Here is a 24339-nt window from a genome sequence, read left to right on the forward strand (position 1 = left end):
GCGACCGGCTATGATCGCGGGATGTCCTCCGGGAGTCCCGCCATGCCTCGTTCCCCTCTCGCCGGCGCGCTCGCGCTGGCCTGCGCCCTGGTTCCCGCACTCGTCCCCGCCGCCGCGTCCGCCGCGGATTCGACGACCGACTACGCACTCGACTGCGGCCAGGTCTTCGACAGCCGCAGCGGCAAGCTGATCGGCCCGCGCACGATCGTCGTGCGCGCCGGCAAGGTCGCGGAGGTGCTGTCGGGCCGCACCGAACCGGTGTCGAACGCGACCCGGATCGATCTCTCCGGCCAGACCTGCACGCCCGGCTGGACCGACCTGCACGTGCACCTCAGCGACCAGTCCAGCCCGAAGAGCTACGAGGAGGAATTCCGGCTCGACGAGGTCGACTTCGCGCTGCGCGGCGTGGCCTTCGCCCGGCGCACGCTGATGGCGGGCTTCACCAGCGTGCGCGACCTCGGCGGCACGCCGGCGCTGCACATCCGCGACGCCGTGAACCAGGGCCTGATCCCCGGCCCGCGCATCTGGGCCGCGGGCACCGCCATCGCCACCACCGGCGGCCACGCCGATCCCACCAACGGCTACAACGCGACGCTGTCGCACCTGGTCGGCCCGCCGGGCCCCACCGAAGGCGTGATCAACTCCGTCGACGAAGCGCGCCAGGCCGTGCGCCAGCGCTACAAGGACGGCAGCGACGTCATCAAGATCACCGCCACCGGCGGCGTGCTCAGCTACGCGCGCTCCGGCGACGCGCCGCAGTTCACGGTCGACGAGATCCGTTCGGTCGTCGAGACCGCGAAGGACTACGGCTACCGCGTCGCCGCGCACGCGCACGGCGCGGAAGGCATGAAGCGCGCGGTGCTGGGCGGCGTGACCAGCATCGAGCACGGCACGTACATGAACGACGAGATCATGGCCCTGATGAAGCAGAAGGGGACGTGGTACGTGCCGACGATCACCGCCGGCCGCTTCGTCGCCGACAAGGCGAAGATCGACGGCTATTTCCCCGACGTCATCCGCCCGAAGGCGGCGCGCATCGGCGCGCTGATCCAGGACACCGCGGCCAAGGCCTACAAGGCCGGCGTGAAGATCGCCTTCGGCACCGACATGGGCGTCGGCCCGCACGGCGAGAACGCCCGCGAATTCGGCTACATGGTCGATGCCGGCATCCCGGCGTCGTACGCGCTGCAGTCGGCCACGTTCTACGCCGCGCAGGTGCTGGGCGTGGACGACCAGGGCGTGATCGAACCGGGCAAGCGTGCCGACATCGTCGCCGTGCCGGGCGACCCGCTCGCCGACATCTCGGTGACGATGAAGGTCGACTTCGTGATGAAGGACGGCGTGGTCTATCGCAACGATGCCGACGCCCGCGGCGCGGAGGCGCGCTGATGTCGATGGAATGGGCCGGCTACCTCGCGGCGACGCTGACCACGCTGTCGTTCGTGCCGCAGGCGGTGAAGACCATCCGCAGCCGCGACACCCGCGGGCTCTCGCTGGGCATGTACGTGGTGTTCACCGCCGGCGTCGCGATGTGGCTGGTCTACGGCATCGCGCTGCACTCGATCCCGATGATCCTGGCGAACGTGGTGACCTTCCTGCTGTCGGCGACGATCCTCGGCCTGAAGCTCAAGCACGGCTAGGCGCAGCGCGACCCGGAAAACCGGTCGCCCACGCGATCCACGCCAGCCACAGGCCGAACGCGAGGCGTTCGGCCAGCGCCGGCGGAACCACCCAGCCGCCGGCCACCGCGATGACGGGCACCAGCACGGCGGCGATCAGCGTGACGCCGCGCGCGGGCACGCCCGGCGCCGTCGCCCGCAGCAGGCCGCCGACGCCGAACGCCAGCCACCACGATGTCCAGGCGATCCCGTGCAGCCCGGTCGCGAGGCCGTCCGGCTGGCGGGGATCGAGCGGCCACGCGCCCTGCGCCGCGAACGCCAGCGCCGACAACCACAGCAGTTGTGTGCCGATCCGCGCCGTCCAGCGCGCCGGCGACGGCAGCGACGCGCGCAGCGGCCACAGCGCGATCGCCGCCAGCACGCCGCACAGCCCGAAACCGAGCACGTTGAACCAGGTCGCCGCAGGCATGCCGATCGCGCCCAGCCAGGCCAGCGGATGACGCGACTGCGTGAAGCCCGTCGCACGCACGGCAGGCAGCGCGCCGCAGGCCAGTGCCACGGTCGCGAACACCGGCAACGCGGCACGGCCGGCGAAGACCGGCCAGCGGGACGAGGGCGACATCGGAACTCCGGTCGAAGGACGCCGCGCACGCGCCGCGACGGGCCGGCAGTATAGCGACGCGCCCCCGGCCGCCCGCGACGCTGCACCGTCGGCGTGCCATGCTGCGGCCTCGACCGACGCCCGCCTTCCGGCCACCGATGTCCGCCTCGCCCGCTCCGCCGACGCTGCCCGCCCTCGCCGTTTCGCCCGCACTCGATCGTCCACGCTGGCGCAACGCCGCGCTGTATCTCGCCGCCGGCTGGAGCGGCTGCTTCGTGATGGGCGTGGAACTGCTGGGCGGACGGCTGATGGCACCGTACTTCGGCAGTTCGATCTTCGTGTGGGGCGCCCTCATCGCCGTGTTCATGGCCGCGCTCGCGGTGGGCTACCTGCTGGGCGGGCAGCTGTCGCTGCGGCGACCCTCCATCACCGGGCTGGGCCTGCTGCTGATCGCCGAGGCCGTGCTGTCGCTGCCGATCGTGTTCTGGAGCGACGCGCTGTTCGATGCGCTGTCCTACGCCATCGACGATCCGCGCTACGGCGCGCTGCTGGCCTCGCTGCTGATGTACACCGCACCGACCGTGGTCTGCGGCATGGTCTCGCCGTACGCGGTGCGCCTGCTGGTCGACGACGTGGCGCGCTCGGGGCATTCGGCCGGACGGCTGTATTTCGCGTCGACGCTCGGTTCGGCCGCGGGCACGCTGCTGACCACGTTCTACCTGGTGCTGCTGTTCGAGATCGACACCATCGTGCTGGGGCTGATCGCGGTGTCCTGCGTGATCGGCGCCGGCCTCTGCGCGGGCGATCGGCGGCGTGCGCGCTGAGTCGCGCCGCCTGCCCGCGCTGCTGGCGCTGGTCGCGCTGCTGCTGGCGGGCTGCGGCCCGCGCGGGCTGCCCGACGGCGGCCACATCGTGCATCGCGAGAAATCGATGTACCGCGACATCATCGTCGCGGAGACCGGCGGTTACCGCTGCCTGTCCTTCGCCCGCCGCAACGGCATGCAGACCTGCGTCTACAAGGGCGCGCCCGACCTGCTGGCCGTGCCCTACACCCGTGCCGTGTTCGCCGGGCTGATGGCCCGCCCCGGCGCGAAGCGGGTGCTGATCATCGGCGCGGGCGGCGGCGTGATCCCGCGCGCCATGCACCGCTTCGACCCGACGCTGCAGATCGACGTGGTCGAACTGGACCCGGCGGTCGTCGCAGTCGCAAAACGCTGGTTCGGCTATCGCGAGGACGCCCGGGTGCGCACCCACATCGGCGACGGACGGACGTTCGTGCGCCGCAGTGCGCGCGCGGGCGTGCGCTACGATCTGGTGGTGATCGACGCCTACGAGCGTGTGTACGTGCCCGAGCACCTGCTGACGCGCGAGTTCCTGTCGCAGGTGCGCGATGTCCTCGCGCCACGCGGCGTGGTCGCGTCCAACACCTTCGCCCGCGGCGCGCTGGCGCCGTACGAGGCCGCCACCTACGCCGCGGTGTTCGGCCCCATCCAGCGCGTCGACGTCGAGATGGGCAACCGCATCCTGCTGGCCGGCCGCGACGGGCTGCCCTCGCCCGCCGCGCTGCACGCACGCGCCGAGGCGATGCAGCTGCGCCTGCTCGCCCTCGGCGTGCTGGTCGACGAACTCCGGTCGCGTCCGCAGGCGCCGCCGCAGGGCATCCGCCCGCTGACCGACCAGTACGCGCCGGCGAACCTGCTGTTCCGCGCCCCCGAATGACGCGGCGCGGGTCGCCGCCGCGCCTTGGAATCCCGCGCCGCCGCCGCCATGATGACGGCCCCCGCCGACGGAATTCGCCATGACCGCCCTCCACGTCTTCGACGCCACCGCACAGAACTTCGAGGCCGAAGTCCTGCAGCGCTCCCTGCAGACGCCCGTGCTGATCGATTTCTGGGCGGACTGGTGCCAGCCGTGCAAGACGCTGGGTCCGATCCTGGAGAAGCTGGCCGAGGAATTCGGCGGCGCATTCCGGCTGGCGAAGGTCGACGTGGAGGCCGAGCAGGAGCTGGGCGCGGCGTTCCAGATCCGCTCGATCCCGACCGTCGTGCTGGTGAAGGACGGACAGCTCGTCGACGGCTTCCAGGGCGCGCTGCCCGAGGGCCAGCTGCGCGAGTTCCTGAAGCACCACGGCATCGAGCCCGGCGCCGCCGCGCTGGTCGAGGAAGAGGCCGCGGAACCGGCCGCGGTCGACCCGCAGGCCGAGGTCGCGCGCCTGCGCGAGGCCGTCGCCGCCGAGCCCGACAAGGGCGAACTGAAGCTCGACCTCGCCCTCGCCCTGCTCCAGGCCGGCGTCGCCGACGAGGCCGAGCGCCTGCTCGACGCCCTGCCCGCCAACCTCGCCACCGACGACCGCGCCGTGCGCGCCCGCGCCCGCCTCGGCTTCGCCACGCTGCTGAAGGACGCGCCGTCCGCGGATGCGCTGCAGGCCGCGATCGACGCCGACGCCGGCGACCTCCGCGCCCGCCACCTGCTGGGCGTGCGCCACCTCGTCGCCGGCCGCTCCGAGGAAGGCCTGGAGCAGTTCATCGAGATGCTGCGCCGCGACCGCACCTTCGACGACGGCCTGCCGCGCAAGACGCTGATCGACGCGTTCCGGGTGATCGAGGACGAGGATCTGGTCGGCCGCTACCGCCGCAAGATGTCGTCGCTGCTGCTGGTCTGACCGGCGATGCCGCGGGCACTGACGCCGCGCACCCTGCGGCGCCTCCTCAATCTCTGGCCGCCCTACCTCTTCGCCGGCGTGCGCGTGCGCAGCATCGGCGAGGACTGGCGCAGCGCCGAGGTCGAACTGCGCGCGCACTGGTGGAACCGCAACTACGTCGGCACCCACTTCGGCGGCAGCCTGTTCTCGATGACCGACCCGTTCTGGATGCTGCTTGCGCTGCATGCGCTGGGCCGCGACTACATCGTCTGGGACCAGGCCGGCGAGATCGTGTTCCGCAGGCCCGGGCGCGGCACCGTGCGCGCCCGCTTCGCGCTGGACGACGCGGCACTCGACACCATCCGCGCCGCGACCGCCGGCGGCGGGAAATACCTGCACTGGTTCGACACCGACGTGGTCGACGCCTCGGGCGAGGTCGTCGCCCGCACGCGCAAGCAGCTCTACATCCGCCGCAAGCCGCGCGAGGCGGACAAGGCACAGGCCGCGACGGCTGATTAACGCGGCGTCTGGAAGTACGGCGGCAGCGGCACCCGCCAGCAGACGTCGTCGGGGCGGACACGATGGTTGTCGAGGCATAGCGCGCGGCCGTCGTCGACGAGGCGCAGCTTGCGCGACGCTGCGCCGATCTGGGCATGTCGCGCTTCAAGGCGCTCCAGTACCGATCCGGTCTCCGATGTCGCCGCGCGCAGGCGCAGCAGTTCGGCGATCAGGCGGATGCGCGCATTCGTATCCTCGATCTGCGCGGCGTAGTCGTTGTCGACGTGTTTCCCGATCTCGCCCAGGATGCAGCCAGCCATGTCCGAGACGCATTCCAGACGCGCCAAGGGAACGGCAATGCCGCTACCCACCACGAACGCCTCGTCCGCGCGGATCTTCAGCGTGGTCTCCGACGCGCAGAACGGGATGAAGCGCATCGCCTGCTCGGCAACGGCCATGCGCCCGTCGTAAGTCAGGGTTTCGTCGAGGGCATCCAGCACGCCGCCAGCACGCCGGTGCACCGACGGCGAGACCCGGGACCGTGCGTAGGCGAACTCGCCGCGGGCGGCATTGCACAGCGAGAACTCGGCGGCCGTCGTCGGCGCGAAGGCCGCGTCGCACGACGATGGCAGCACGAAGTCGCGCGGCACCTGCGCCAGCATCGACAGGAACAGCTCTGCGTAGCTGGCACGGACGTACCCGGCGGCCACGAGGCGCGTGATCAGCGCGTCGCTGTCCGCACCCAGCCGCCGCCACGTCGCGATCGCCCGGCAGGTGCCGTCGAAGGCGGCATCCCGGCGCCCCTGGACGAAGTCGAGCGCGTAGCGGGTGCGCAACTGGCCGCCGAACTGGAGATGGTCCGGCAACGGCATCGCGGAGGGGTAGCCGAACGGGTCACGCAGGCCGGTGTAGGCCGACAGCGATTCGAGCCGGTCGAACCAGTCGCGGTTGCGGGCAACCACGTCGGCGTGGGCCGCGGGATCGGCCTGCACCTGGGCCAGGCACTCGCGGCCGGAGGTGCACAGACGCGCGCGGTCGGCCTCGGACAACGAGGCCGGGTAACGCCCGACCGCCACGCTCGCTGGCTCGGGCACCGCGGCCGGATCCGCGGCGGTGGCCCGCCAGCGGCGCACGTCCTCGGCGAAGACCGCATCCCGCTCGGCGGCCGGGATGGCGTAGGCCAGCTGCCACAGCGTCTGGAACGCGTTCGGCCCGTCCAGCGCCGGCAGGGCCGACAGTTCGGCCACGGCCGCCCGCTGGGCCGGGCTCGGGCCGCGGATCCTCGAGACGGTCCAGAGCAGGGCCAGTGCGAATGTGACGGCCAGCGCGGTGCCGCCCAGGACCATTGCCCATTTCCGCATGCCTCGCTTCCTCGCGTTCGAAAGGATGAGAATCCCGTCATGGATCGGGCGGGAAGGGCCGATTCCCGACGCCGTCCCGGGCGGGTATCCTCGCAGGTGAAACAGGGGAAAATCGAGATGGGATCGACGCGAACGGAGCCTCAGGAGGGCATGCCGGACATCGCCGGGTATCGGCTGATCCGCGTGCTTGGCTATGGCGGCATGTCCACCGTGTACCTCGGCCAGCAGTTGTCGCTGGGCCGGGACGTGGCGATCAAGGTCATGCGCCAGGAGGTGGTGACCGACGAAACCGGCCGTCGCCGGTTCGAGAACGAGGCCCGCACCATCGCCCGCCTCGACCATCCGCACATCGTCCGCATCCACGAGGTCGGCCGCACCGCCGAGGGCCAGCCCTACTACGTCATGCCGGTGTTCCCGCGCGGCCACCTCGGCCGGCGCAACCTCACCCGCGACGAGAGCCGCGTGCGCGAGATCCTCGAAGTCCTGCTGTCCGCGCTGGCCTACGCGCATGGCCGCGGCGTGGTGCACCGCGACGTGAAGGCCGAGAACGTGCTGTTCGACGAAGCCGAGCGGCCGATGCTCACCGACTTCGGCATCGCCCTGCGCCGCGGCTACGGCGCGCGCGTGACCACCGCCGGCGTCGCCGTCGGCAGCACCGCGTACATGGCCCCGGAGCAGGCCCGCGGCGGCGACGTCGACCTGCGCGCCGACCTCTACAGCCTCGGCGTGCTGGCGTGGGAAATGCTCAACGGCAGCCTGCCGTACAAGGCGCACGACGGCCTGTCGATGGCGCTGAAGCACGTGCAGGACCCGGTCCCGCGCCTGCCCGCGCACCTCGCGCAGTGGCAGCGCTTCTTCGAGCGCGCGCTGGCCAAATCGCCGGGCGAACGCTTCACCGACGCCCAGGACATGCTCGATGCCCTGCGCGCCGTGCCGCATGCGCAGAAGCAGCCGCTGCGCGCGGCGTTCGCCCGCCTGCGCAGCCGCACCGGCCCGCGCCAGCTGGCGATCGCCGCGGTGGTCGTGGCGGTGCTGGCGGGCGGCATCACCTGGCTGGTGCGGCTGGACGAGCGCAGCAGCCAGCGCGCACTGGCCGCGATCGCGCCGCCCCAGCAGGGATCGACGACGACGACACCGGCCACCACCGGCCTCGATCCCACGCTCGGCGCGCCGGAGATCGACCCCACCGAATCGCTGCTGCGCGCCGCGCCGGACTCCGCGGCGCAGGGCTTCATCGACGATGCCAAGCGCCAGTTGCAGCAGCGCCGGCTGATCGCACCGGCCGGCGACAACGCCTACGAGAGCGTGATGGCCGCCTGGCACACCGACCCCAGCCACGCCGGCCTGCAGGACACCAGCAACCGCGTCTTCGCCGCGCTGGGCGACGAGGCCGAGCAGCACCTGGGCAAGGCCGAGGAACCGCTGCTGCGCGATCTGATGAGCCGCATGACGCGGCTGGCCGAACAGGACCGCGCGCGCGGCCCGGCGCAGATGACCCAGATGCGCAAGCGGCTGTCGACCACGCTGACGACGCGCCTCGACCAGGCGCAGGCGAAATCCGACAAGCCCGGGGCGCAGCGCCTGCTGGCCTCGGCCCGCACCATCGGCATCGACGGCCCGCAGCTCGCGTCGCTGCAATCGCGCGCCGGCAAGATCGCGCAGCCGGGCGACCGGATGACCGACAACATCGGCGACATGACCCTGGTGCAGGCCGGCGGCAAACTGGTCGCCGTGTCGCGTGCGTCGATCAGCCGCGCCGAATACGCCGAGTTCGCGAAGGCGACCAACCGCGCGGCGTCGCTGTGCCGCGAAAAGGCCTCGCTGCTGCGGGTGCTGGCGCCGCGCACCTGGGATGCCCCGGGCTTCGACCAGAGCACCGGCCATCCCGTGGTCTGCGTGTCCTGGCAGGACGCCGAGGCCTACGCGCGCTGGCAGAGCGGGCGCGGCCGCTACCACTATCGCCTGCCGACCGCGGCCGAGGCACAGGCCGCGGCGCGCAACGACGGCGGCAAGCCGGTGGCCGAATGGCTGAGCGACTGCGCCGGCGGCAGCTGCGTGCGGCGCATGACCTCGGGCCGCAGCTGGCGCGGCGCCGGCGGTGGCCGCCCGCTGGATGCGTCCCGCGGCTACGACGACGTGAGCTTCCGGCTGGTCCGCGAGATGTGATCGCCGCCGCTGCGGTGCCGAGACGGCGGGCCAAGGCCCGCCCTACAATCGCCGCATGTCCACGCCTCCCACGCTCGGCCGCCGGTTGCAGGGCCTGTTCATCGCCGGATTGCTCACCCTGCTGCCGATCTGGCTGACGTGGGTGGTGATCAAGTTCGTGTTCGTGGTGCTGTCGGACCTCAGCCGGCCGTTCATCGACCCGCTGCTGCAAACGCTGGCGCTGTCGTCGCCGAAGACGCTGGGCTGGCTGGCGCAGGCGTGGGTGAAGACCGCGCTCGGCCTGATCGCCACCGTCGGCACCGTGCTGGTCACCGGCTGGCTGACCCGGCGCGTGCTGGGCCAGCGCCTGCTCGGCTGGTTCGAGGCGCTGATCGGGCGCGTGCCACTGGCCAGCACCGTCTACGGCAGCGCGCGCAAGCTGCTCGACATCCTGCAGACCAAGCCCGACGGCACCCAGCGCGTGGTGCTGATCGACTTCCCGCACCACGACATGAAGACCCTCGGTTTCGTCACCCGCGTGATGCGCGAGGCCGGCACCGGACGCGAACTCGCCGCGGTGTACGTCCCGACCACGCCGAACCCGACCTCCGGCTATCTGGAGATCGTGCCGGTGGAACGCATGACCCCGACCGACTGGACCGTGGACCAGGCCATGAGCTTCATCATCAGCGGCGGCGCGGTGGCGCCGGAGACCATTCCCTTCACGCCGCCGGGCGCGTCGCCGGCACCGCAGTCCGCGGCCACGGAGCAAACGCCGGCATGAGCGCGCATCTCCTGCACGACCGCGCGACCCGGCTGTTCATCGCGCTCGCCGCGTTCTTCTGCGTCAACGCCGTGCTGGCCGAATTCATCGGCGTGAAGATCTTCGCGCTGGAAGACACGCTGGGCATCGCGCCGCTGGAGTGGAACCTGTTCGGCCAGACCGGTTCGCTGAGCTTCACTGCCGGCACGCTGCTGTGGCCGATCGTGTTCGTGTTCACCGACGTCATCAACGAATTCTTCGGCACGCGCGGCGTGCGCATGATCTCGTGGATCGCGGTGGCGCTGATCCTCTACGCCTTCCTGTTCGCGTTCGCGGCGATCCACCTCTCGCCCGCCGGCTGGTGGGTCGAGGCGGCGCAGACGCAGGGCGTGCCCGACTACCAGAAGGCCTACGCCGCCGTGTTCGGCCAGGGGCTGTGGACCATCGCCGGCTCGGTGCTCGCGTTCCTGCTGGGGCAGTTGATCGACGTGTCGGTGTTCCACCGCATCCGCCGGCTGACCGGCGAACGCCATGTCTGGCTGCGCGCGACGGGTTCCACGGCGGTGTCGCAGCTCGTCGACAGCTTCGTGGTGCTGTACATCGCGTTCGTGCTCGGCCCGCAGCACTGGCCGATGTCGCTGTTCCTCGCGGTCAGCAGCGTCAACTACCTCTACAAGATGCTCGCCGCGGTCGCGCTGATCCCGCTGCTGTACCTGATGCGCCGCGCGATCGACGCCTACCTCGGCAGGGAACGCGCCGAACAGCTCCGCCACCAGGCCGCACATTGAGCACAGGCGTCGCCGGCCAGACTGCCGGTCGCTTTGCCGGCCTTGGCGTTTCGGGAGCCTCGCGCCCGCAGTGACCTTTGGCCGATGCCGCAACCGGCGTTTCGCGCGACCCTCCCCGGGCTTCTCCCGACCTGCGGCGCCACCGCGCCCGCAGGCGCGTTCCTTCCACGCCCGGAGTCTCCCATGTCCTCGAACTCGTCCGTCCGCCGGCCCGCGCTGCTCGCGCTCGCCGTCGCGGTGGTGCTGGCCGGCGCCAGCGCCCTGCCCGTTTCCGCCTTCGCCGCCGCGCCCGCACAGGCGGCATCCACCGAATCCAGGGCGCAGCAGCTGAACCGCCTCTACGACGAGTACTGGGAAGAAACCCTCAAGCTCAGCCCGCTGCAGGCCACGTTCCAGGGCGACCCGCGCTACAACGACCAGTTGCCGAACTTCCTCACCGAGGACTACCGCAAGCAGTCGCACGACTTCACCGTGCGCTGGCTCAAGCGGATTGAGGCTGTCGGTCCCGCCGGCCTGAGCGGCCAGGATCGCCTGAGCTACGACATCTTCGTGAAGAACGCGAAGGACTCGCTGGAAGGCGAGCAGTTCCCCGGCTACCTGATGCCGATGAACCAGTTCACCAACCTCGCCGGCTTCGCCGCGCAGCTGGGCTCCGGCACCGGTGCGCAGCCGTTCAAGACGGTGAAGGACTACGACGACTGGCGCGCCCGCGGCGGCAAGATGCCGGCGATCTTCGACCAGGCCATCGTCAACATGCGCGAAGGCATGCGCACCGGCGTGGTGCAGCCGAAGGTGCTGATGGTGAAGGTGCTGCCGCAGTTCGACGCGCTGATCAACGACGATCCCGAGAAGACCCTGTTCTGGGGCCCGATCAAGAACCTGCCGGCCAGCTTCTCGGCCGCCGACAAGGCCCGCATCACCGCCGAATACCGCACGATGATCGCGCAGGAGATCATGCCGGCGTTCAAGCGCATGCGCGACTTCATCGCCAAGGACTACCTGCCCGCCTGCCGCGACAGCGCCGGCATGGAAGGCCTGCCCAACGGCAAGGCGTGGTACGCGTTCAACGCCTACCAGAGCATGTCGATCCGGCGCTCGCCGGAGGAAGTGCACAAGATCGGCCTGAGCGAAGTCGCGCGCATCCACGGCGAGATGCGCAAGGTGATGGCGGAGGTCGGCTTCAAGGGCACCCTGCAGGAATTCTTCCAGTACCTCAACACCGACAAGAAGTTCGACTTCGCGTCCGAGGACGCGCTGCTCGCGCATTACCGCAGCATCGAGGCCAAGCTCGAACCCGGCCTCAAGCGCGAATTCCGCCTGATGCCGAAGGCCGGCTTCGAGATCCGCCCGGTCGAGGCGTTCCGCGCGCAGTCCGCCGCCGGCGGCGAATACCAGTCGCCGAGCGAGGACGGCAGCCGTCCCGGCATCTTCTACGTGAACACCTACGACCTGCCCAGCCGCAAGACCTGGGACAGCGAGGACCTGTTCCTGCACGAAGCCAAGCCCGGCCACCACTTCCAGATCGCGATCCAGCAGGAACTCACGGGCATCCCGAAGTTCCGCCGCTTCGGTGGCGAGACCGCGTTCGCCGAAGGCTGGGGCCTGTACTCGGAGACGATCGGCAAGGAACTGGGCATGCTCGACGATCCGTACATGTACGTCGGCATGCTGCAGAACGAACTGTGGCGCGCGATCCGCCTCGTGGTGGACACCGGCTTCCACAGCAAGGGCTGGACCCGCGACCAGGTGATCGCCTACATGCGCGAGAACTCGGCCGTGAGCGAAGTCGACGCCGTCGCCGAAGCCGAACGCTACATGGCCATCCCCGGCCAGGCGCTGGCGTACAAGACCGGCCAGATGAAGATCACCGAGCTGCGCGCCCGCGCCGAGAAGGCGCTGGGCAGCCGCTTCGACATCCGCGCCTTCCACGACGAGATCCTCGGCGACGGCGCGGTGCCGCTGGACATCCTCGACGCCAAGGTCGACCGTTGGATCGAGGCGCAGAAGAAGCAGTGATCGCGACCCGATGATGCGACACGCGAAGGGCGGCCTCGGCCGCCCTTCGTGCGTTCGGACTCGCGACGCGCTCGCGACGGAAACGGAACAGGCTGGGGTACACCTCTCCCCTTGCGGGAGAGGTCGACGCGCATCGCGCGTCGGGAGAGGGGACGCGCGGGAACCGCGCTTCGCATCATGCTTCCCCCTCTCCCCAACCCCTCTCCCGCAAGGGGAGAGGGGCTTTAAGGGCGATCCGACGATGCGGTGACGCGACACACGAAGGGCGGCCTCGGCCGCCCTTCGCGCGTTCGGTTCAGTGCGGTTTGCGATCCGAATCTGGCTTCGACCAGAGGATTTCCTGCGACTCGGCTTCCCCGGGTGACAGCGCGATCCCGGCCGGGCGTTCCGCATTACCGATGGTGACCGTCAGGAAGACCTTGTCGTCGTAGCATCCGGAAAGATTGAACACCACGTCGTCGCCGAAAATGTTGGCGTAGCGCGCACCGATTGACCGCGCCGTGGGCGGGAGCTTCTCGCCTGGCACCACGAAGTCGAGCGCTGCGCTCCGGCGCGCCGCCGCGACCATCGATACCGCTTCCCGATACAGACGCGAGAGCGCCTTTTCGTCGATTTCGCGCGCACGATCGGCCGCCGCCCCGTTTCCGGCGCAACCGATCGATGCCATGTACATCCATGCCGACAGCCAAGACAGCACGGGCACGGCGATGAGGCATCCCGCGATCCCCAGCAACCATTTCGCGCCCCGCGGCATCGATCAATACGCCTTGCTGCCCCGCAGCGTCGACAACCGCTCCGGCGGCGCGAACGTGTCGGGCCGCGCCAGCGTCCAGTAGTCGCGGAACACGGCGTGGTCGCTGATGCGGCCGCCCAGCAGTTCGCCGGGTTCGAGGAAGCGATACAGCACGTTGAGCGAACGCACTTCGGTCGGCGACACGCGGCGCAGGATGTGTTCCGGACCGAGCTGCGACGGATGCTCCAGCCCCGCGGCGCACAGCATCTCGCGCAGCGCCTTGAGCGTGTGGCGATGGAAATTGTGCACGCGCGTCGCCTTGTCGGGCACGTCGAGCTTGCGCCAGCGGCTGGCATCCTGCGTCGCGATGCCGGTCGGGCAGCGATCGGTGTGGCAGCTCTGCGCCTGGATGCAGCCCAGCGCGAACATGAAGCCGCGCGCGGCGTTGCACCAGTCGGCACCCAGCGCCATCGTGCGTGCGAGGTCGAACGCGCTGGTGATGCGCCCCGCCGCGCCGACGCGCACACGATCGCGCAGGCCAAGCCCGACCAGCGTGTTGTGCACCAGCATCAGGCCCTCGTGCATCGGCACGCCGACGTGGTCGATGAACTCCGCCGGCGCCGCGCCGGTGCCGCCCTCGCCGCCGTCGACGACGATGAAGTCCGGCAGCAGGCCGGTCTCCTGCATCGCCTTGGCGATCGCGAACCACTCCCACGGATGGCCGATCGCCAGCTTGAAGCCGGCCGGCTTGCCGCCAGAGAGCGTGCGCATCTTCGCGACGAATTCGAGGAGTTCGATCGGCGTGGAGAACGCCGAATGCCGCGACGGCGACACGCAGTCCACACCCTGTTTCACGCCGCGCGTCGCGGCGATCTCGGCGCTGACCTTCGCCGCCGGCAGCACGCCGCCGTGGCCGGGCTTGGCGCCCTGCGACAGCTTCAGCTCGACCATCTTCACCTGCGGGTCGACGGCGTTCGCGGCGAAGCGTTCGTCGCTGAAGGTGCCGTCGTCGTTGCGGCAGCCGAAGTAGCCGCTGCCGACTTCCCAGACCAGATCGCCACCGTGCTCGCGGTGGTACGGCGAGATCGAGCCCTCGCCGGTGTCGTGGTAGAAGCCGCCGCGCTTCGCGCCGGCGTTGAGCGCGCGGATCGCATTCGCCGACAGCGCACCGAAGCTCATCGCCGAGATGTTGAACACACTGGCGTCGTAGGCGGCGTCGCCATCACCGCCGGCATCACCGCCAATGCGGATGCGGAAATCGTCCGAGTCGATCTTCGTCGGCATCATCGAGTGGTTGATCCACTCGTATTCCTCGCCGTACACGTCCTGCTGGGTGCCGAACGGGCGGGTGTCGTTGACCGACTTCGCACGCTGGTAGACCAGGGCACGCTGCTGGCGCGAGTACGGCACCTCCGCGGTGTCGGACTCGATGAAGTACTGGCGCATCTCCGGGCCGATCGACTCCAGCCCGTAGCGGAAATGGGCGAGGATCGGATAGTTGCGGCGCAGCGTGCTGCGGGTCTGCAGCAGATCCAGTGTGCCGAGCGCGGCGAGTGCGGCGAAAACCGCGAACACCCACCACCAGCCGTCGCCGAACAGCACGGCTGCGGACGCGGACAGCAGGGTCAGGAGCAGGCAAGCGAGATAGGCGGCATAGCGCGACATGCGTGGCGATCCGGGTGCGCGGCGGAGCCGGTGCGGCGCGCACCGCGCGACTGACCTGCGACGCCATCAACGGTGGTGCCCGGGGCGGGACTCGAACCCGCACGACCTGCGTCGGGGGATTTTAAGTCCCCTGCGTCTACCGTTTCGCCACCCGGGCAAGGTCATTGCGGAACGCGAGGCGTCCGCGACCGCCGCAGTATACGCGGCCGGCCGGCGCGTCCCGGCGGCCTGCTCAGGCGTGGCGGGGCGACAGGCCGGACCGCACCATCCGCGCCAGCGACCGCGTCCAGTCGCGCACGTCGCTGCGCAGGAAGGGCCCGGCGCTGTCCGCCTTCACCAGCGGCGGCTCGACCAGCCCGATCCGCAGCGTGTCCGCATCGAGCAGGGCCAGATGGACCGTGTCGCCGGCGGCATCGCCCGGGTGGTCGCCGGCCCGCACGCACAACCGGACCTCGACGGCGCCGATCCGGAAGGCGCGGACCCCGAGCAGGGAAAAGAGATACCAGCAGTCGCCTTCGGGCAGCGGCGCCGGCCGGAGCACGGTGTCGTCCATGCGCAGTTCGACGTGGGCGGGCGCCTGGACACCGAAGGTCACGCGCTCGCCGAGGCGGGCATGGACGGTGATCCGGGTGTCGTCCCCGATCCGGACGGTGCTTCCGACCCGGCAGGACAGAATGAGCATGATGCACCTCCCTGTGAGCATCGGCGGACGGCCATCGCGGGCCGGTAAAGCCTCGGCCGGCATCGCTGGATTGCGCGAAGCGCCGGGGTCGTGCAGGATCGGAAGCGTCTCCGGTTGCCTCCGATCCGGATAGCGAAAGTTAGCTGATAGTTAGCAGAGCGGCAAGCCCTGTCAAGCGCTACGCTATGCTCCGGCTGGGGGCGCCATCACGCGCGACGACGGGAATGGACAAGTACGCACAGGCCTTCGCCGATGCAATGAACGAAACGGGCATGCGCAACACCACGGTGGCGGCGCAGCTGGAGGGCATCGGCTACAACAACGTCTCGCAGTGGCGCACGGGCCGGCGGCCGATTCCGGCCGACCACGCCCCGGCGATCGCCGCCCTGCTCGATGTGCCGCCCGAACGCATCAGCAAGGCGTACGCGCGGCGCATGTACGCCGAATCGGTGCGGACCTCGTCGACCGCGGGCGTGCTCGCCGGCGGCGCCGTTCCCGCCGAGCACGTCGCCCTGCTGCACCTGCCCGGCTTCGGTCGCGGTGACAGCGGCGACCGCATCGTGCTGCCGGAGTTCATCGTGCGTCGCGAACTCGGGCCGACGGCGATCGAGAACGTGCGTTGGGCCGCGCAGTTGTCGCGCGCGATGGAGCCCGAGATCAAGCGCTTCGCGCTGGTGCTGGTCGACACCACCATCACCCGGCACGAAGACGTGGTGGACGGCGGCATCTACGCCTACACGCTCTGGGGAAGGCCCGACATCCGACGCGTGCTCATCCGGCGCGATGCCTGGTGCCTCGTCGGCCAGGGCGGCGGCAGCGAACGCATCGAAGTCGCCGCGACGGATCTGGCGAACATCCGCATCCACGGCGCCGTGACGGGTTGGTTATGATGCACACCGGTCGTCCGGAAGCGACTTGCGGGGTTTGACGAACCTGTTTTTTTGTGCGAATAGCTTCTGCACGGAATGTCTAAGGATGGGATCCCGGCAGGCGACACAGAGGAAACAGGGAGAAGCCATGGAAGCTGCGAAATGGGCCGGCGCGATCAGGGGACTCGCGCTCGGCACCGGGTACTGCATTGCCTACCTGGTGATGCGTTACCTGTCTTTCGACCAGTGGTTCCTGCCGGCTGGGCTTCGTGCCGCCTGTCTGTTGCTGCTTCCCTGGCGCAGCTGGCCCTTCATCATCGCGGGCGACATCGCGGCGCTGCTGGTCATCCGCGTGCCGATGATCGAACGCTACAGCCCGCAGTGGTCTTACCTCAGCCCCTTCCTGCTGATCGGACTCATCTCCCCCGTCGCCGGCGTGGCACGCCGGTTCCTGCCCGATCCCGCAACCATCGCCCGCTGGCTGCCGCTGGTCGCGATCTCGATCGCGCTGTGGTCGTCGCTGTGCAATCTCGGGCTGAACTACTTCCTGCACGGGCCCCGCTCCCTGGTCACCCTGGCCAAGTTCGGCAACTATTTCATCGGCGACTTCCTCGGCATCCTGATGGTCGGCCTGCCGTGCCTGCTGTGGCGACTGCGCGGCCGCGACGTCTTCTCGCCACGCCGGCTCATGCGCGACGGCGCGGTCGCCCTGCTCGCGATCCTCGGGCTCTACGCGCTGATCACGCTGCCCGCACGCATCGACCACGCGCTGCAGCTGTCGCTGCTGATGCTGATGATCCTGCCCGCGGTCTTCCTGACCTTCTTCCACGGCTGGCGCGGCTCGGCGATCGGCGTGGTCGCGGTCAACCTGGCGATCGCGCAGACCCTCACCTACACCGGCATCCCCGGCACCCACGACGAAACCGTGTTCCTCGCGCAGCAGGCGCTGGCGATTTCGGCGGCGGCCCTGCTCATTCTCGGCACCGTCATCTCCGAGCACTACGACACCGCGCGACGCTCCGGCATCGCCGAGGCGCATGCGCTGAAGATGGCGCGCAGCAGTTTCCTGTCGACGGAACGCGTGTTGCGCGAGCAGTTGCTGTACATGGCGCAGATGCAGCTGCTGCTGGACGACGAGCGACGCGACCTGGCCGCGTCGCTGAAGGCGCACGGCAACTACGCCGCGGCGCTGGACCTCAACAGCGACGGGGTCCGCCACCGGCAGGTGTTCGACGAACAGGCACAGGCGCTCTACCCGATCCGCATCGAGGAGCAGGGGCTGTTCGCCGTGGTCCATTCCGAGGCCTTCACCGGCTTCTGGGCCGGCGGCGCGGACGTGATCTACGCCCTGCGCGGGCAGCCGCGCTGGCTGTCGGTGGACCTGCAACTGGTGGCGTACCGGTGCATCTGCAACGCCATGGCGCTGCTGTCCGAATGCGATCCGGACGAATACCGCATCAAGATGCGCGTCTGGCGCGGCCGGAAGTCGCGGGGCATCGCCCTGTTCGTCTCGGCCTCGCCCACCGCGCCCGCACACACGAGCCAGGCGGGTGCCGCCGCGGATTCGCTGCTGTCCGCACGCGTGAAAGCGCATGGCGGCATTCATCGCCGCCATGCGCACCGGGTCTGCGTGCTGCTGTCCGAATCGAACGATCCACCGCCATCCTCTCACTGAGCCGCGACGATCGAGCGGACCAGCCAGCTCGGCTGCCCGTTCGCGTCCAGCTGGAGATCGACTTCCACTTCGGTACTGCGATAGAGCGTGCGCATGCCCGGCGACGGGGCCAGCGGATTGCCTTCGCCCGACGCGCGGACACGTTCCACGTCCGCGCCCATCGGCAACACCCACAGCGTGGCGCCGATGCGGCCGATCGCTGCCCGCACGGTGCCGTTGCGATCGTTGATCTGCAGGTAGCGGATGCCTTCGCGCTCGAATTCGTAGATGCGCCACATCGCGTCCTGGGCGACGAGACCGACCGGCGGAAACGACTGGCCGAGGCTGTGTCCCCCGAGGAGGGGCGTCCCGTGGCCATCGTCGGTGCAGCCGCAGGCGGCCATCGCGGACGGCGCGGCGAACAGGCCGGCGACCAGGGCCAGGACGAGGAACGGGGCATGCAGGGAATGCTTCAACATGGAGTTTCTCCTTGACGTCATCTTTTGTGGTGGCGTTAGCAAATTCATCGGAAAAAACGGCTTTGCTAACGATGTCGGATACCCGTCGGCCACGCCTCCCGGGTCCGTGGACGGTAGCATCCCGCGTCCACGCCGCTCTGCGCGCCGGCGCAAAGCCGGGGCACGCGAGAACGCCGCACGGGCGCGTTCCCGGCACGGGATGACGACATCGGAGAAGGAAGCGCACCGGGGCTCGGCTCGACAGGCGCAATGGCATCGCGCGGGGTGCACACCCGGGAGGACGGATCGATCGACCGCATCGGAATGCACCCGGCGCCGCCCGCGGGCAGCGGCAACATCGCGTCCCGGAGCGGAACGCGGACATCGGCGACGAGAACCGGCGGCGCGAAGGTGAAGGCGATGCCGACGCATCGCGCACCGGGACCGGCGCGGATTCGGATCGTCTGATCGGACCGTCTGAAACGACGAAACCCGCCGAAGCGGGTTTCGCGAGAACTGGAGGCTTGGGTCGGAATCGAACCGGCGTACGCGGATTTGCAGTCCGCTGCATGACCACTCTGCCACCAAGCCAGTGACGGGGGCGACCCGATTGCACATGCGCCGAAACGCGTGGACATCCCTGGGTCTTCACAAAACGAACCCCGGCAAGCCGGGGCACGTCTGAAACTGGAGCGGGAAACGAGACTCGAACTCGCGACCCCGACCTTGGCAAGGTCGTGCTCTACCAACTGAGCTATTCCCGCGAAGAAGTTGAAATTTTAGCGCCAGATTCTCCGGTGTCAACACTCTTTTTTTCATCCGCCATCAATGCCGGCCACGCGGCGATCAGGTACTGCACGCCAGACCACAGCGTGAGCAGCGCCGCGACCGCCAGCATCCAGTCGCCGACATGGAACACCGGGTCGCCCGGCCACGGCACGGGACGCTGTCCGGGCACCACGGAATACAGCAGCGACAGCAGCGCGAGCATCTGCACCACCGTCTTGACCTTGCCGATCATCGCGACCTTCACCGTCGCGCGCTGGCCGATCTCCGCCATCCATTCGCGCAGCGCCGACACCGCGATCTCGCGACCGACGATCACCGCCGCCCAGAACGCCATCCACGGCGTGGGATGGCCCTGCACGATCAGGAACAGCGCGACCGCGACCATCAGCTTGTCGGCGACCGGATCGAGGAACGCGCCGAACGCCGAATGCAGGCCGTAGCGGCGCGCGACCCAGCCGTCCAGCCAGTCGGTCACCGCCGCCAGCGCGAACACCGCCGCGGTGGCGAAGTTGCTCCAGCGATAGGGCAGGTAGAAGACCAGCACCATCACCGGGATCATCACGATCCGGGCGAGGGTGAGCATGGTCGGGATCGTCAATTTCATGGACCTTCCTGGAACTCCAGACCGTGGAGGGCGGCGTAGATGCGCTGGGCGAGTGCGGCGTCGATGCCGGCGACCCGGGCGATTTCCTCGACGCCGGCCGCCTTCAGGCCGCCCAGACCGCCGAAATGCCGCAACAGATTAGCGCGTCGGCGCGGTCCGATTCCGGGAATCTCTTCCAGCTTGCTCGCCGTCCGGGCTTTCTGGCGCCGCCCGCGGTGGCCGGTGATGGCGAACCGGTGGGCCTCGTCGCGCACCTGCTGGACCAGTTGCAGCCCCTGCGAGCCTGCGCCGGGGTGCAATTCGCGGCCGTCCGGCAGCAGCAGGGTCTCGTCGCCCGGCCGCCGCGCCTCGCCCTTGGCGACGCCGACCACCAGGACCTCGGTGATGCCCAGATCGGCCAGCACGGCGTGCGCCTGGGCCACCTGCCCGGCCCCGCCGTCGATCAGCAGCAGGTCGGGCAGCACGGCGGTGGCCGGTGCCTCGCCCTCGCCGGCCTGCGCCGCGGCCTCCGCCGCCTCGGCGGCCTTGCGGAACCGGCGCTCCAGCGCCTGGTGCATCGCGGCGTAGTCGTCGCCCGGGGCCACGCCCTCGATGTTGTAGCGGCGGTACTGGCTGCGCACCGGGCCGTCGGCGTCGAACACCACGCACGAGGCCACGGTCGCCTCGCCCATGGTGTGGCTGATGTCGAAGCACTCGATCCGCCGCGGCACGTCGTCCAGCCCCAGCAGGTCGCGCAGCGCCTCCGCGCGCGCGCGCTGCGCGGCGTTGCTGCCGATCTCGGTCGCCAGCGCCAGTTCGGCGTTGCGGCGCACCAGGTCGACGTAGCCCGCACGCTCGCCGCGCACGCTGGTCTTGAGCTGCACCTTGCGTCCCGCTGAAACGCCGAACGCCTCTTCCAGCAGCTCGCGATCGGGGATGTCGCGATCCAGCACGATCTCGCGCGGCGGCACCTGCTCGCCGTAGTACTGCGACACGAACGCGCCCAGCACCGCCTCGGCGCTGTCCTCGCCGTTGGTCTTCGGGAAGAAGGCGCGGGTGCCGAGATTGCGGCCGTCGCGGAAGGTCAGCAGCATCACGCAGGCCTGCACGCCGCGCATCGCCACCGCCAGCACGTCGAGATCGGCGGCCTGGCCGTCGACGTACTGCCGCGACTGCAGCTTGCGGATGGTCGCAACCAGATCGCGCAGCCGCGCCGCGTCCTCGAAGTCGAGCCGCGCGCTGGCCTCTTCCATCGCCGTGGTCAGCTCGGCCGTGAGTTCGTCGCTGCGTCCGTCGAGGAACAGCGTCGCCCGGCGCACCGCGTCGGCGTAATCGCGCGCCGGCACCAGCCCGACGCACGGCGCGCTGCAACGGCCGATCTGGTACTGCAGGCACGGCCGCGAGCGGTTGCGGAAGACGCTGTCCTCGCAACTGCGCAGGCGGAAGATCTTGTGCATCAGGTTGAGCGTCTCGCGCACCGCCGGCACGCTCGGATACGGGCCGAAGTAACGCCCTGGCAACGAGCGGCCGCCGCGGTGGAACGCGATCCGCGGCCACGCCTCGCGGGTCAGCACGACGTACGGGTAACTCTTGTCGTCGCGCAGCAGCACGTTGTAGCGCGGCTTGAGCGACTTGATCAGCTGGTTTTCCAGCAGCAGCGCCTCGCCCGGCGTGCGCGTGACCGTCACTTCCATGCGCGCGATCTGCGCCACCATCGCCGCGGTGCGCGCCTGCAAGGCCTTGGTGAAGTAGCTGGCGACGCGCTTCTTCAGCGACGCCGCCTTGCCGACGTACAGCAGGCTGTCGTCGGCCGCGTACATGCGGTACACGCCCGGCGCCGGCGTCAGGTCGCGGGCGAAGGCGCGGCCGTCGAAGGGCGGCACTTCAGGCGTTTCGGTGCGTGCCTTGGCCATCAGCGTGGGGCGTCGGAAGCCGCGTAGCGGCGGGTGAACGCGAGCGCGGTCCACAGCGCGGCGCCGATCACGAGGGCGAGCCAGCCGAGGAATCGGGTGAAATCGCGCATGATCAGGAAGCCGGCCGCATCGCCGATGTCGACGATGCTCAGCGCACGCCCGGGCGGCAGCCGATCATCGGTCACCGACACCGTGATCTCGTGTCGCCCTGCCGACAGTTCGAACGGTTCCGAACAGTAGATGGCGATGCCACCCCATGGGTATTCCGAACAAAACCTCAACGCGGGGATGTCGATCTGCTTCGCGTCCCGGCGCGCCGTCGTGACCGAGACGCGCAGCCCCGCAGGCTGCGGCGGCAAATCCGGCAGATGCAGCGAGTCCCGCGCAGCCGCGGGCAACGGCATCTCCATCCGGATTTCATGGGATCGGGATCGCGGGACATCGATCGACGCCTTCACCGCCGCCCCCGGCGCGGGCGAGGGAAAGTTCGCCCGAGCCCCCTCGAATCCGGCTGTCTGCCGTTCGACCCAGGCGAAACAGATCGCCGCACCGACCAGGCACAGCACGCTCACCCACCGCAACCGTTCCAGCGTCCGCGTCCGCATCGGACCGGGCTCACTCACCGATCGGGATCTGCCGCAGGCTGCCGTCGCCGGGGTCGAAGCGCAGGACCGCGTGGGCGTCGGTATCGGCGATCCAGACCACGCCGTTGTGCACGGCGAGACCGGCCGGGCAATGCAGGCGCTGGGGCAGGCTGATGGTGCTCAGCTCACCACCGCCCAGGCGCAGTGTGCGCAACTGGTCGTTGCCGCTGTCGGCGACCCACAACACCGGCGCCTTGCCGTCCAGCGCGATCGCCTGCGGCTGCTGCAGGAGGGCGTCGGTGCGCGAGCCCTCGATGTTGCCGAAGCGCCACGCGCCCTGCCCGACCAGCGTCGTCACCTGGCGGCTGCGCAGGTGCACGCTGCGGATGGCCGAGCCGGCCTCGTCGCAGACGTAGAGGATCTGCTGGACCAGCGCCAGCGCGCCCGGGCCGACGAATCCGGCCGCTGCGCCTTCGCCGTCGACCAGCGTCATCGCGCCGGAGCCGGCGAGCAGCCGCAGCGAGCGGTCGCCGAGGTCGTAGGCCCAGATCCGGTTGTCGCCGGCGGTGGAGATGCAGACGATGTTCGACGGCGACACCGCCACGCCGCGCGGATGGTCCAGCGCCACCGCACGCGGATCGTGCACGGTGCATTCGCTCGGCGTGCCGGGGCGGCCGGCGCCGATCATCGTCTCGACGTCGCCGGTGCCGAGCTTGATCCGGCGCACGGCGTGGTTGCCGGTGTCGGCCACGTACAGCACGTCGCGCTGCAGGCTCAGGCCCTGCGGGTTCTGGAACGCCGCCAGTTCCATCGGGCCGTCGATGAAGCCGGGGCCGCCGCTGCCGAACTGGCGCTGGATGCGCCCGGCCGGCGTGCATTCGAGCACCCGGTGGTGGCCGGAATCGACCACGTAGAGGTACTGGTCGCCGACGGCGATGCCCATCGGGTAACGCAGCGGCAGGTCGGGCTCGCGGGTGCGGCGCACTTCGAAGGGTTCGACCTGGATCGACTGCGGCGCCTCGTCGGCGCGCAGCTTCGCGATCGCCGCCTCGAGGTCGCGGACCGGGGTGTCGCCGACGATCCGGCCGCGGATCGCGCCCTGGCCGTCGATCAGCACGACCGTCGGCCAGGCGTCGATGCCGAAGTGCTGCCACGCCACCCAGTCGGCGTCGTGGGCCAGCGGGAAGTCCAGCGGCTGCCGCTGCAGGCGCCGCGAGGCGCGCTTGGCGTCGCGTTCGTGGTCGAAGCGCGGCACGTGGATGGCGACGACGTGGAGCACGTCGCCGTGGCGCTTGCGCAGGGTGGCGAGGTCGGTCAGCCGCTGCTGGCACCACGCCGAGCCGGCGTTGACGAAGGCCAGGGCCACGATCCGGCCGCGCAACTGCGCCATGCGCAGCGGCGACGCGAGGTTGAGCCATTCCAGCGAAGCGGGAAATTCGGGAGCGAGCGTAGTGTCCATGCGTCGATCAGCATCCGCAGTCCGGGCGCGAGCGTCAACCGCCGTCAGCGCGGCGGCCGGGTCGTGGCGAGGCGTTCGGCGCCGGCGGCGGCCGCGGCGTCGACCATGGCCCAGACCCGACGGAAGTCTTCCGCGCTGCCGGTGTAGGGATCGGGAATCTCGGCGTCCTCGCCCTGCCCGGCCCAGTCCAGCAGCAGCGCCGCCTGCGCACTGGCCTCCGCGGGCGCCATCGCGCGCACGTCGCGCAGCACGCTGCGGTCGGCGCAGAGCAGCCAGTCGAACGCGACGAAGTCGTCCCGGCGCAGCTTCCGCGCGCGCTGGCCGCGGATGTCGACCCCGGCCGCGGCGGCGACCGCGATGCTGCGCCGGTCCGGCGGCTCGCCGGCGTGCCAGCCGCCGGTGCCGGCCGAATCGACCTCGATCCAGTCCAGCCCGCGGCGGTCGAGGTGGGCACGGAACGCGCCCTCGGCCAGCGGCGACCGGCAGATGTTGCCGAGGCAGACCATCAGCAGGCGCAT

Annotated in this window: 23 protein-coding genes and 3 tRNA genes; 12 read left to right on the forward strand and 14 right to left on the reverse strand. The window is 70.2% G+C overall.

Annotated features, from left to right (window positions below):
* Positions 1-42 precede the first annotated feature (42 nt).
* Entirely contained in the window at positions 43-1389 is a 1347-nt protein-coding gene (locus ACT53Q_RS01335; protein WP_476184860.1) for a metal-dependent hydrolase family protein, read from the forward strand.
* Complete coding sequence (locus ACT53Q_RS01340) at positions 1389-1640, forward strand: SemiSWEET transporter (RefSeq protein WP_476184861.1); 252 nt, start codon at positions 1389-1391, stop codon at positions 1638-1640. Before ACT53Q_RS01335 ends, ACT53Q_RS01340 begins: the two co-directional genes overlap by 1 nt.
* Here ACT53Q_RS01340 and ACT53Q_RS01345 read toward each other — a convergent pair.
* On the reverse strand, positions 1627-2241 hold the full coding sequence (locus ACT53Q_RS01345) for a DUF998 domain-containing protein (protein WP_476184862.1): 615 nt from the start codon (positions 2239-2241) through the stop codon (positions 1627-1629). The genes ACT53Q_RS01340 and ACT53Q_RS01345 overlap by 14 nt on opposite strands.
* Positions 2242-2378: 137 nt before the next feature.
* Between ACT53Q_RS01345 and ACT53Q_RS01350 the strand changes: the two genes are divergently transcribed.
* The 4 genes from ACT53Q_RS01350 (at position 2379) to ACT53Q_RS01365 (ending at position 5380) form a co-directional block, all read left to right on the forward strand.
* Positions 2379-3044, forward strand: coding sequence for a fused MFS/spermidine synthase (locus tag ACT53Q_RS01350; RefSeq protein ID WP_476184863.1), 666 nt, complete (start codon positions 2379-2381; stop codon positions 3042-3044).
* Positions 3034-3939, forward strand: coding sequence for a spermidine synthase (locus tag ACT53Q_RS01355; RefSeq protein WP_476184864.1), 906 nt, complete (start codon positions 3034-3036; stop codon positions 3937-3939). The genes ACT53Q_RS01350 and ACT53Q_RS01355 overlap by 11 nt, the downstream gene beginning before the upstream one ends.
* A gap of 79 nt (positions 3940-4018) precedes the next feature.
* On the forward strand, positions 4019-4882 hold the full coding sequence (trxA, locus tag ACT53Q_RS01360; RefSeq protein WP_476184865.1) for a thioredoxin: 864 nt from the start codon (positions 4019-4021) through the stop codon (positions 4880-4882).
* Between the two features lie 6 nt (positions 4883-4888).
* Positions 4889-5380: a DUF4442 domain-containing protein gene (locus tag ACT53Q_RS01365; RefSeq protein WP_476184866.1), complete on the forward strand. Its 492-nt coding sequence runs from the start codon at positions 4889-4891 to the stop codon at positions 5378-5380.
* Here the strand turns inward: ACT53Q_RS01365 and ACT53Q_RS01370 are convergent.
* Positions 5377-6720: a hypothetical protein gene (locus ACT53Q_RS01370; RefSeq protein WP_476184867.1), complete on the reverse strand. Its 1344-nt coding sequence runs from the start codon at positions 6718-6720 to the stop codon at positions 5377-5379. The two genes, ACT53Q_RS01365 and ACT53Q_RS01370, sit on opposite strands and share 4 nt — an antisense overlap.
* Positions 6721-6870: 150 nt before the next feature.
* Here ACT53Q_RS01370 and ACT53Q_RS01375 point away from each other — a divergent pair, with 150 nt between their 5' ends.
* The 4 genes from ACT53Q_RS01375 (at position 6871) to ACT53Q_RS01390 (ending at position 12432) form a co-directional block, all read left to right on the forward strand.
* The gene (locus ACT53Q_RS01375; protein WP_476184868.1) at positions 6871-8886 is read left to right on the forward strand and encodes a bifunctional serine/threonine-protein kinase/formylglycine-generating enzyme family protein; all 2016 of its coding nucleotides are present in this window, start codon (positions 6871-6873) and stop codon (positions 8884-8886) included.
* A gap of 55 nt (positions 8887-8941) precedes the next feature.
* Complete coding sequence (locus tag ACT53Q_RS01380; protein WP_476184869.1) at positions 8942-9649, forward strand: DUF502 domain-containing protein; 708 nt, start codon at positions 8942-8944, stop codon at positions 9647-9649.
* Positions 9646-10416, forward strand: coding sequence for a queuosine precursor transporter (locus ACT53Q_RS01385; protein ID WP_476184870.1), 771 nt, complete (start codon positions 9646-9648; stop codon positions 10414-10416). The genes ACT53Q_RS01380 and ACT53Q_RS01385 overlap by 4 nt, the downstream gene beginning before the upstream one ends.
* Positions 10417-10599: 183 nt before the next feature.
* Positions 10600-12432: a DUF885 domain-containing protein gene (locus ACT53Q_RS01390; protein WP_476184871.1), complete on the forward strand. Its 1833-nt coding sequence runs from the start codon at positions 10600-10602 to the stop codon at positions 12430-12432.
* A gap of 295 nt (positions 12433-12727) precedes the next feature.
* Here the strand turns inward: ACT53Q_RS01390 and ACT53Q_RS01395 are convergent, their stop codons facing one another.
* The 4 genes from ACT53Q_RS01395 to ACT53Q_RS01410 form a co-directional block, all read right to left on the reverse strand.
* Positions 12728-13186: a hypothetical protein gene (locus ACT53Q_RS01395; RefSeq protein WP_476184872.1), complete on the reverse strand. Its 459-nt coding sequence runs from the start codon at positions 13184-13186 to the stop codon at positions 12728-12730.
* A gap of 3 nt (positions 13187-13189) precedes the next feature.
* Complete coding sequence (locus ACT53Q_RS01400; RefSeq protein WP_476184873.1) at positions 13190-14830, reverse strand: FMN-binding glutamate synthase family protein; 1641 nt, start codon at positions 14828-14830, stop codon at positions 13190-13192.
* Between the two features lie 73 nt (positions 14831-14903).
* A tRNA-Leu gene (locus ACT53Q_RS01405) sits at positions 14904-14987 on the reverse strand.
* Between the two features lie 75 nt (positions 14988-15062).
* Entirely contained in the window at positions 15063-15512 is a 450-nt protein-coding gene (locus ACT53Q_RS01410) for a carbon storage regulator (RefSeq protein ID WP_476184874.1), read from the reverse strand.
* Between the two features lie 224 nt (positions 15513-15736).
* Between ACT53Q_RS01410 and ACT53Q_RS01415 the strand changes: the two genes are divergently transcribed.
* Together ACT53Q_RS01415 and ACT53Q_RS01420 are read left to right on the forward strand one after the other, a co-directional pair.
* The gene (locus ACT53Q_RS01415) at positions 15737-16402 is read left to right on the forward strand and encodes a hypothetical protein (protein ID WP_476184875.1); all 666 of its coding nucleotides are present in this window, start codon (positions 15737-15739) and stop codon (positions 16400-16402) included.
* Between the two features lie 127 nt (positions 16403-16529).
* Complete coding sequence (locus ACT53Q_RS01420; RefSeq protein WP_476184876.1) at positions 16530-18056, forward strand: MASE1 domain-containing protein; 1527 nt, start codon at positions 16530-16532, stop codon at positions 18054-18056.
* Here ACT53Q_RS01420 and ACT53Q_RS01425 read toward each other — a convergent pair.
* The 8 genes from ACT53Q_RS01425 to ACT53Q_RS01460 form a co-directional block, all read right to left on the reverse strand.
* Entirely contained in the window at positions 18050-18514 is a 465-nt protein-coding gene (locus ACT53Q_RS01425; protein WP_476184877.1) for a hypothetical protein, read from the reverse strand. The genes ACT53Q_RS01420 and ACT53Q_RS01425 overlap by 7 nt on opposite strands.
* A 496-nt stretch (positions 18515-19010) precedes the next feature.
* Positions 19011-19084 (reverse strand) — tRNA-Cys (locus ACT53Q_RS01430).
* 97 nt (positions 19085-19181) lie between these two features.
* Positions 19182-19257, reverse strand: a tRNA-Gly gene (locus ACT53Q_RS01435).
* Positions 19248-19886 (reverse strand): CDP-diacylglycerol--glycerol-3-phosphate 3-phosphatidyltransferase, encoded by a 639-nt coding sequence (pgsA, locus tag ACT53Q_RS01440; RefSeq protein ID WP_476184878.1) that lies wholly within the window; start codon positions 19884-19886, stop codon positions 19248-19250. The genes ACT53Q_RS01435 and pgsA overlap by 10 nt, the downstream gene beginning before the upstream one ends.
* Positions 19883-21778 (reverse strand): excinuclease ABC subunit UvrC, encoded by a 1896-nt coding sequence (gene uvrC, locus ACT53Q_RS01445; RefSeq protein ID WP_476184879.1) that lies wholly within the window; start codon positions 21776-21778, stop codon positions 19883-19885. The genes pgsA and uvrC overlap by 4 nt, the downstream gene beginning before the upstream one ends.
* Positions 21778-22350 carry a hypothetical protein gene (locus tag ACT53Q_RS01450; protein WP_476184880.1) on the reverse strand — a complete coding sequence of 191 codons (573 nt, stop codon included), beginning with the start codon at positions 22348-22350 and terminating at the stop codon, positions 21778-21780. Before ACT53Q_RS01450 ends, uvrC begins: the two co-directional genes overlap by 1 nt.
* A gap of 43 nt (positions 22351-22393) precedes the next feature.
* Positions 22394-23821, reverse strand: coding sequence for a thioredoxin-like domain-containing protein (locus ACT53Q_RS01455; RefSeq protein ID WP_476184881.1), 1428 nt, complete (start codon positions 23819-23821; stop codon positions 22394-22396).
* Positions 23822-23865: 44 nt separating this feature from the next.
* On the reverse strand, positions 23866-24339 hold the full coding sequence (locus ACT53Q_RS01460) for a low molecular weight protein-tyrosine-phosphatase (RefSeq protein WP_476184882.1): 474 nt from the start codon (positions 24337-24339) through the stop codon (positions 23866-23868).

The organism is Lysobacter sp. DMC97 (assembly GCF_056313745.1).

Excerpts from the sequence above, each read along its gene's own strand:
- ACT53Q_RS01415 (WP_476184875.1), top strand. The coding sequence starts at position 15,737 with ATGGACAAGTACGCACAGGCCTTCGCCGATGCAATGAACGAAACGGGC.
- ACT53Q_RS01460 (WP_476184882.1), bottom strand. The coding sequence starts at position 24,339 with ATGCGCCTGCTGATGGTCTGCCTCGGCAACATCTGCCGGTCGCCGCTG.
- ACT53Q_RS01380 (WP_476184869.1), top strand. The coding sequence starts at position 8,942 with ATGTCCACGCCTCCCACGCTCGGCCGCCGGTTGCAGGGCCTGTTCATC.
- ACT53Q_RS01385 (WP_476184870.1), top strand. The coding sequence starts at position 9,646 with ATGAGCGCGCATCTCCTGCACGACCGCGCGACCCGGCTGTTCATCGCG.
- uvrC (WP_476184879.1), bottom strand. The coding sequence starts at position 21,778 with ATGGCCAAGGCACGCACCGAAACGCCTGAAGTGCCGCCCTTCGACGGC.
- ACT53Q_RS01345 (WP_476184862.1), bottom strand. The coding sequence starts at position 2,241 with ATGTCGCCCTCGTCCCGCTGGCCGGTCTTCGCCGGCCGTGCCGCGTTG.
- ACT53Q_RS01400 (WP_476184873.1), bottom strand. The coding sequence starts at position 14,830 with ATGTCGCGCTATGCCGCCTATCTCGCTTGCCTGCTCCTGACCCTGCTG.
- ACT53Q_RS01335 (WP_476184860.1), top strand. The coding sequence starts at position 43 with ATGCCTCGTTCCCCTCTCGCCGGCGCGCTCGCGCTGGCCTGCGCCCTG.
- ACT53Q_RS01390 (WP_476184871.1), top strand. The coding sequence starts at position 10,600 with ATGTCCTCGAACTCGTCCGTCCGCCGGCCCGCGCTGCTCGCGCTCGCC.
- ACT53Q_RS01340 (WP_476184861.1), top strand. The coding sequence starts at position 1,389 with ATGTCGATGGAATGGGCCGGCTACCTCGCGGCGACGCTGACCACGCTG.
- ACT53Q_RS01350 (WP_476184863.1), top strand. The coding sequence starts at position 2,379 with ATGTCCGCCTCGCCCGCTCCGCCGACGCTGCCCGCCCTCGCCGTTTCG.
- ACT53Q_RS01365 (WP_476184866.1), top strand. The coding sequence starts at position 4,889 with ATGCCGCGGGCACTGACGCCGCGCACCCTGCGGCGCCTCCTCAATCTC.
- ACT53Q_RS01395 (WP_476184872.1), bottom strand. The coding sequence starts at position 13,186 with ATGCCGCGGGGCGCGAAATGGTTGCTGGGGATCGCGGGATGCCTCATC.
- pgsA (WP_476184878.1), bottom strand. The coding sequence starts at position 19,886 with ATGAAATTGACGATCCCGACCATGCTCACCCTCGCCCGGATCGTGATG.
- ACT53Q_RS01370 (WP_476184867.1), bottom strand. The coding sequence starts at position 6,720 with ATGCGGAAATGGGCAATGGTCCTGGGCGGCACCGCGCTGGCCGTCACA.
- ACT53Q_RS01420 (WP_476184876.1), top strand. The coding sequence starts at position 16,530 with ATGGAAGCTGCGAAATGGGCCGGCGCGATCAGGGGACTCGCGCTCGGC.
- ACT53Q_RS01375 (WP_476184868.1), top strand. The coding sequence starts at position 6,871 with ATGCCGGACATCGCCGGGTATCGGCTGATCCGCGTGCTTGGCTATGGC.
- ACT53Q_RS01425 (WP_476184877.1), bottom strand. The coding sequence starts at position 18,514 with ATGTTGAAGCATTCCCTGCATGCCCCGTTCCTCGTCCTGGCCCTGGTC.
- ACT53Q_RS01410 (WP_476184874.1), bottom strand. The coding sequence starts at position 15,512 with ATGCTCATTCTGTCCTGCCGGGTCGGAAGCACCGTCCGGATCGGGGAC.
- ACT53Q_RS01455 (WP_476184881.1), bottom strand. The coding sequence starts at position 23,821 with ATGGACACTACGCTCGCTCCCGAATTTCCCGCTTCGCTGGAATGGCTC.
- trxA (WP_476184865.1), top strand. The coding sequence starts at position 4,019 with ATGACCGCCCTCCACGTCTTCGACGCCACCGCACAGAACTTCGAGGCC.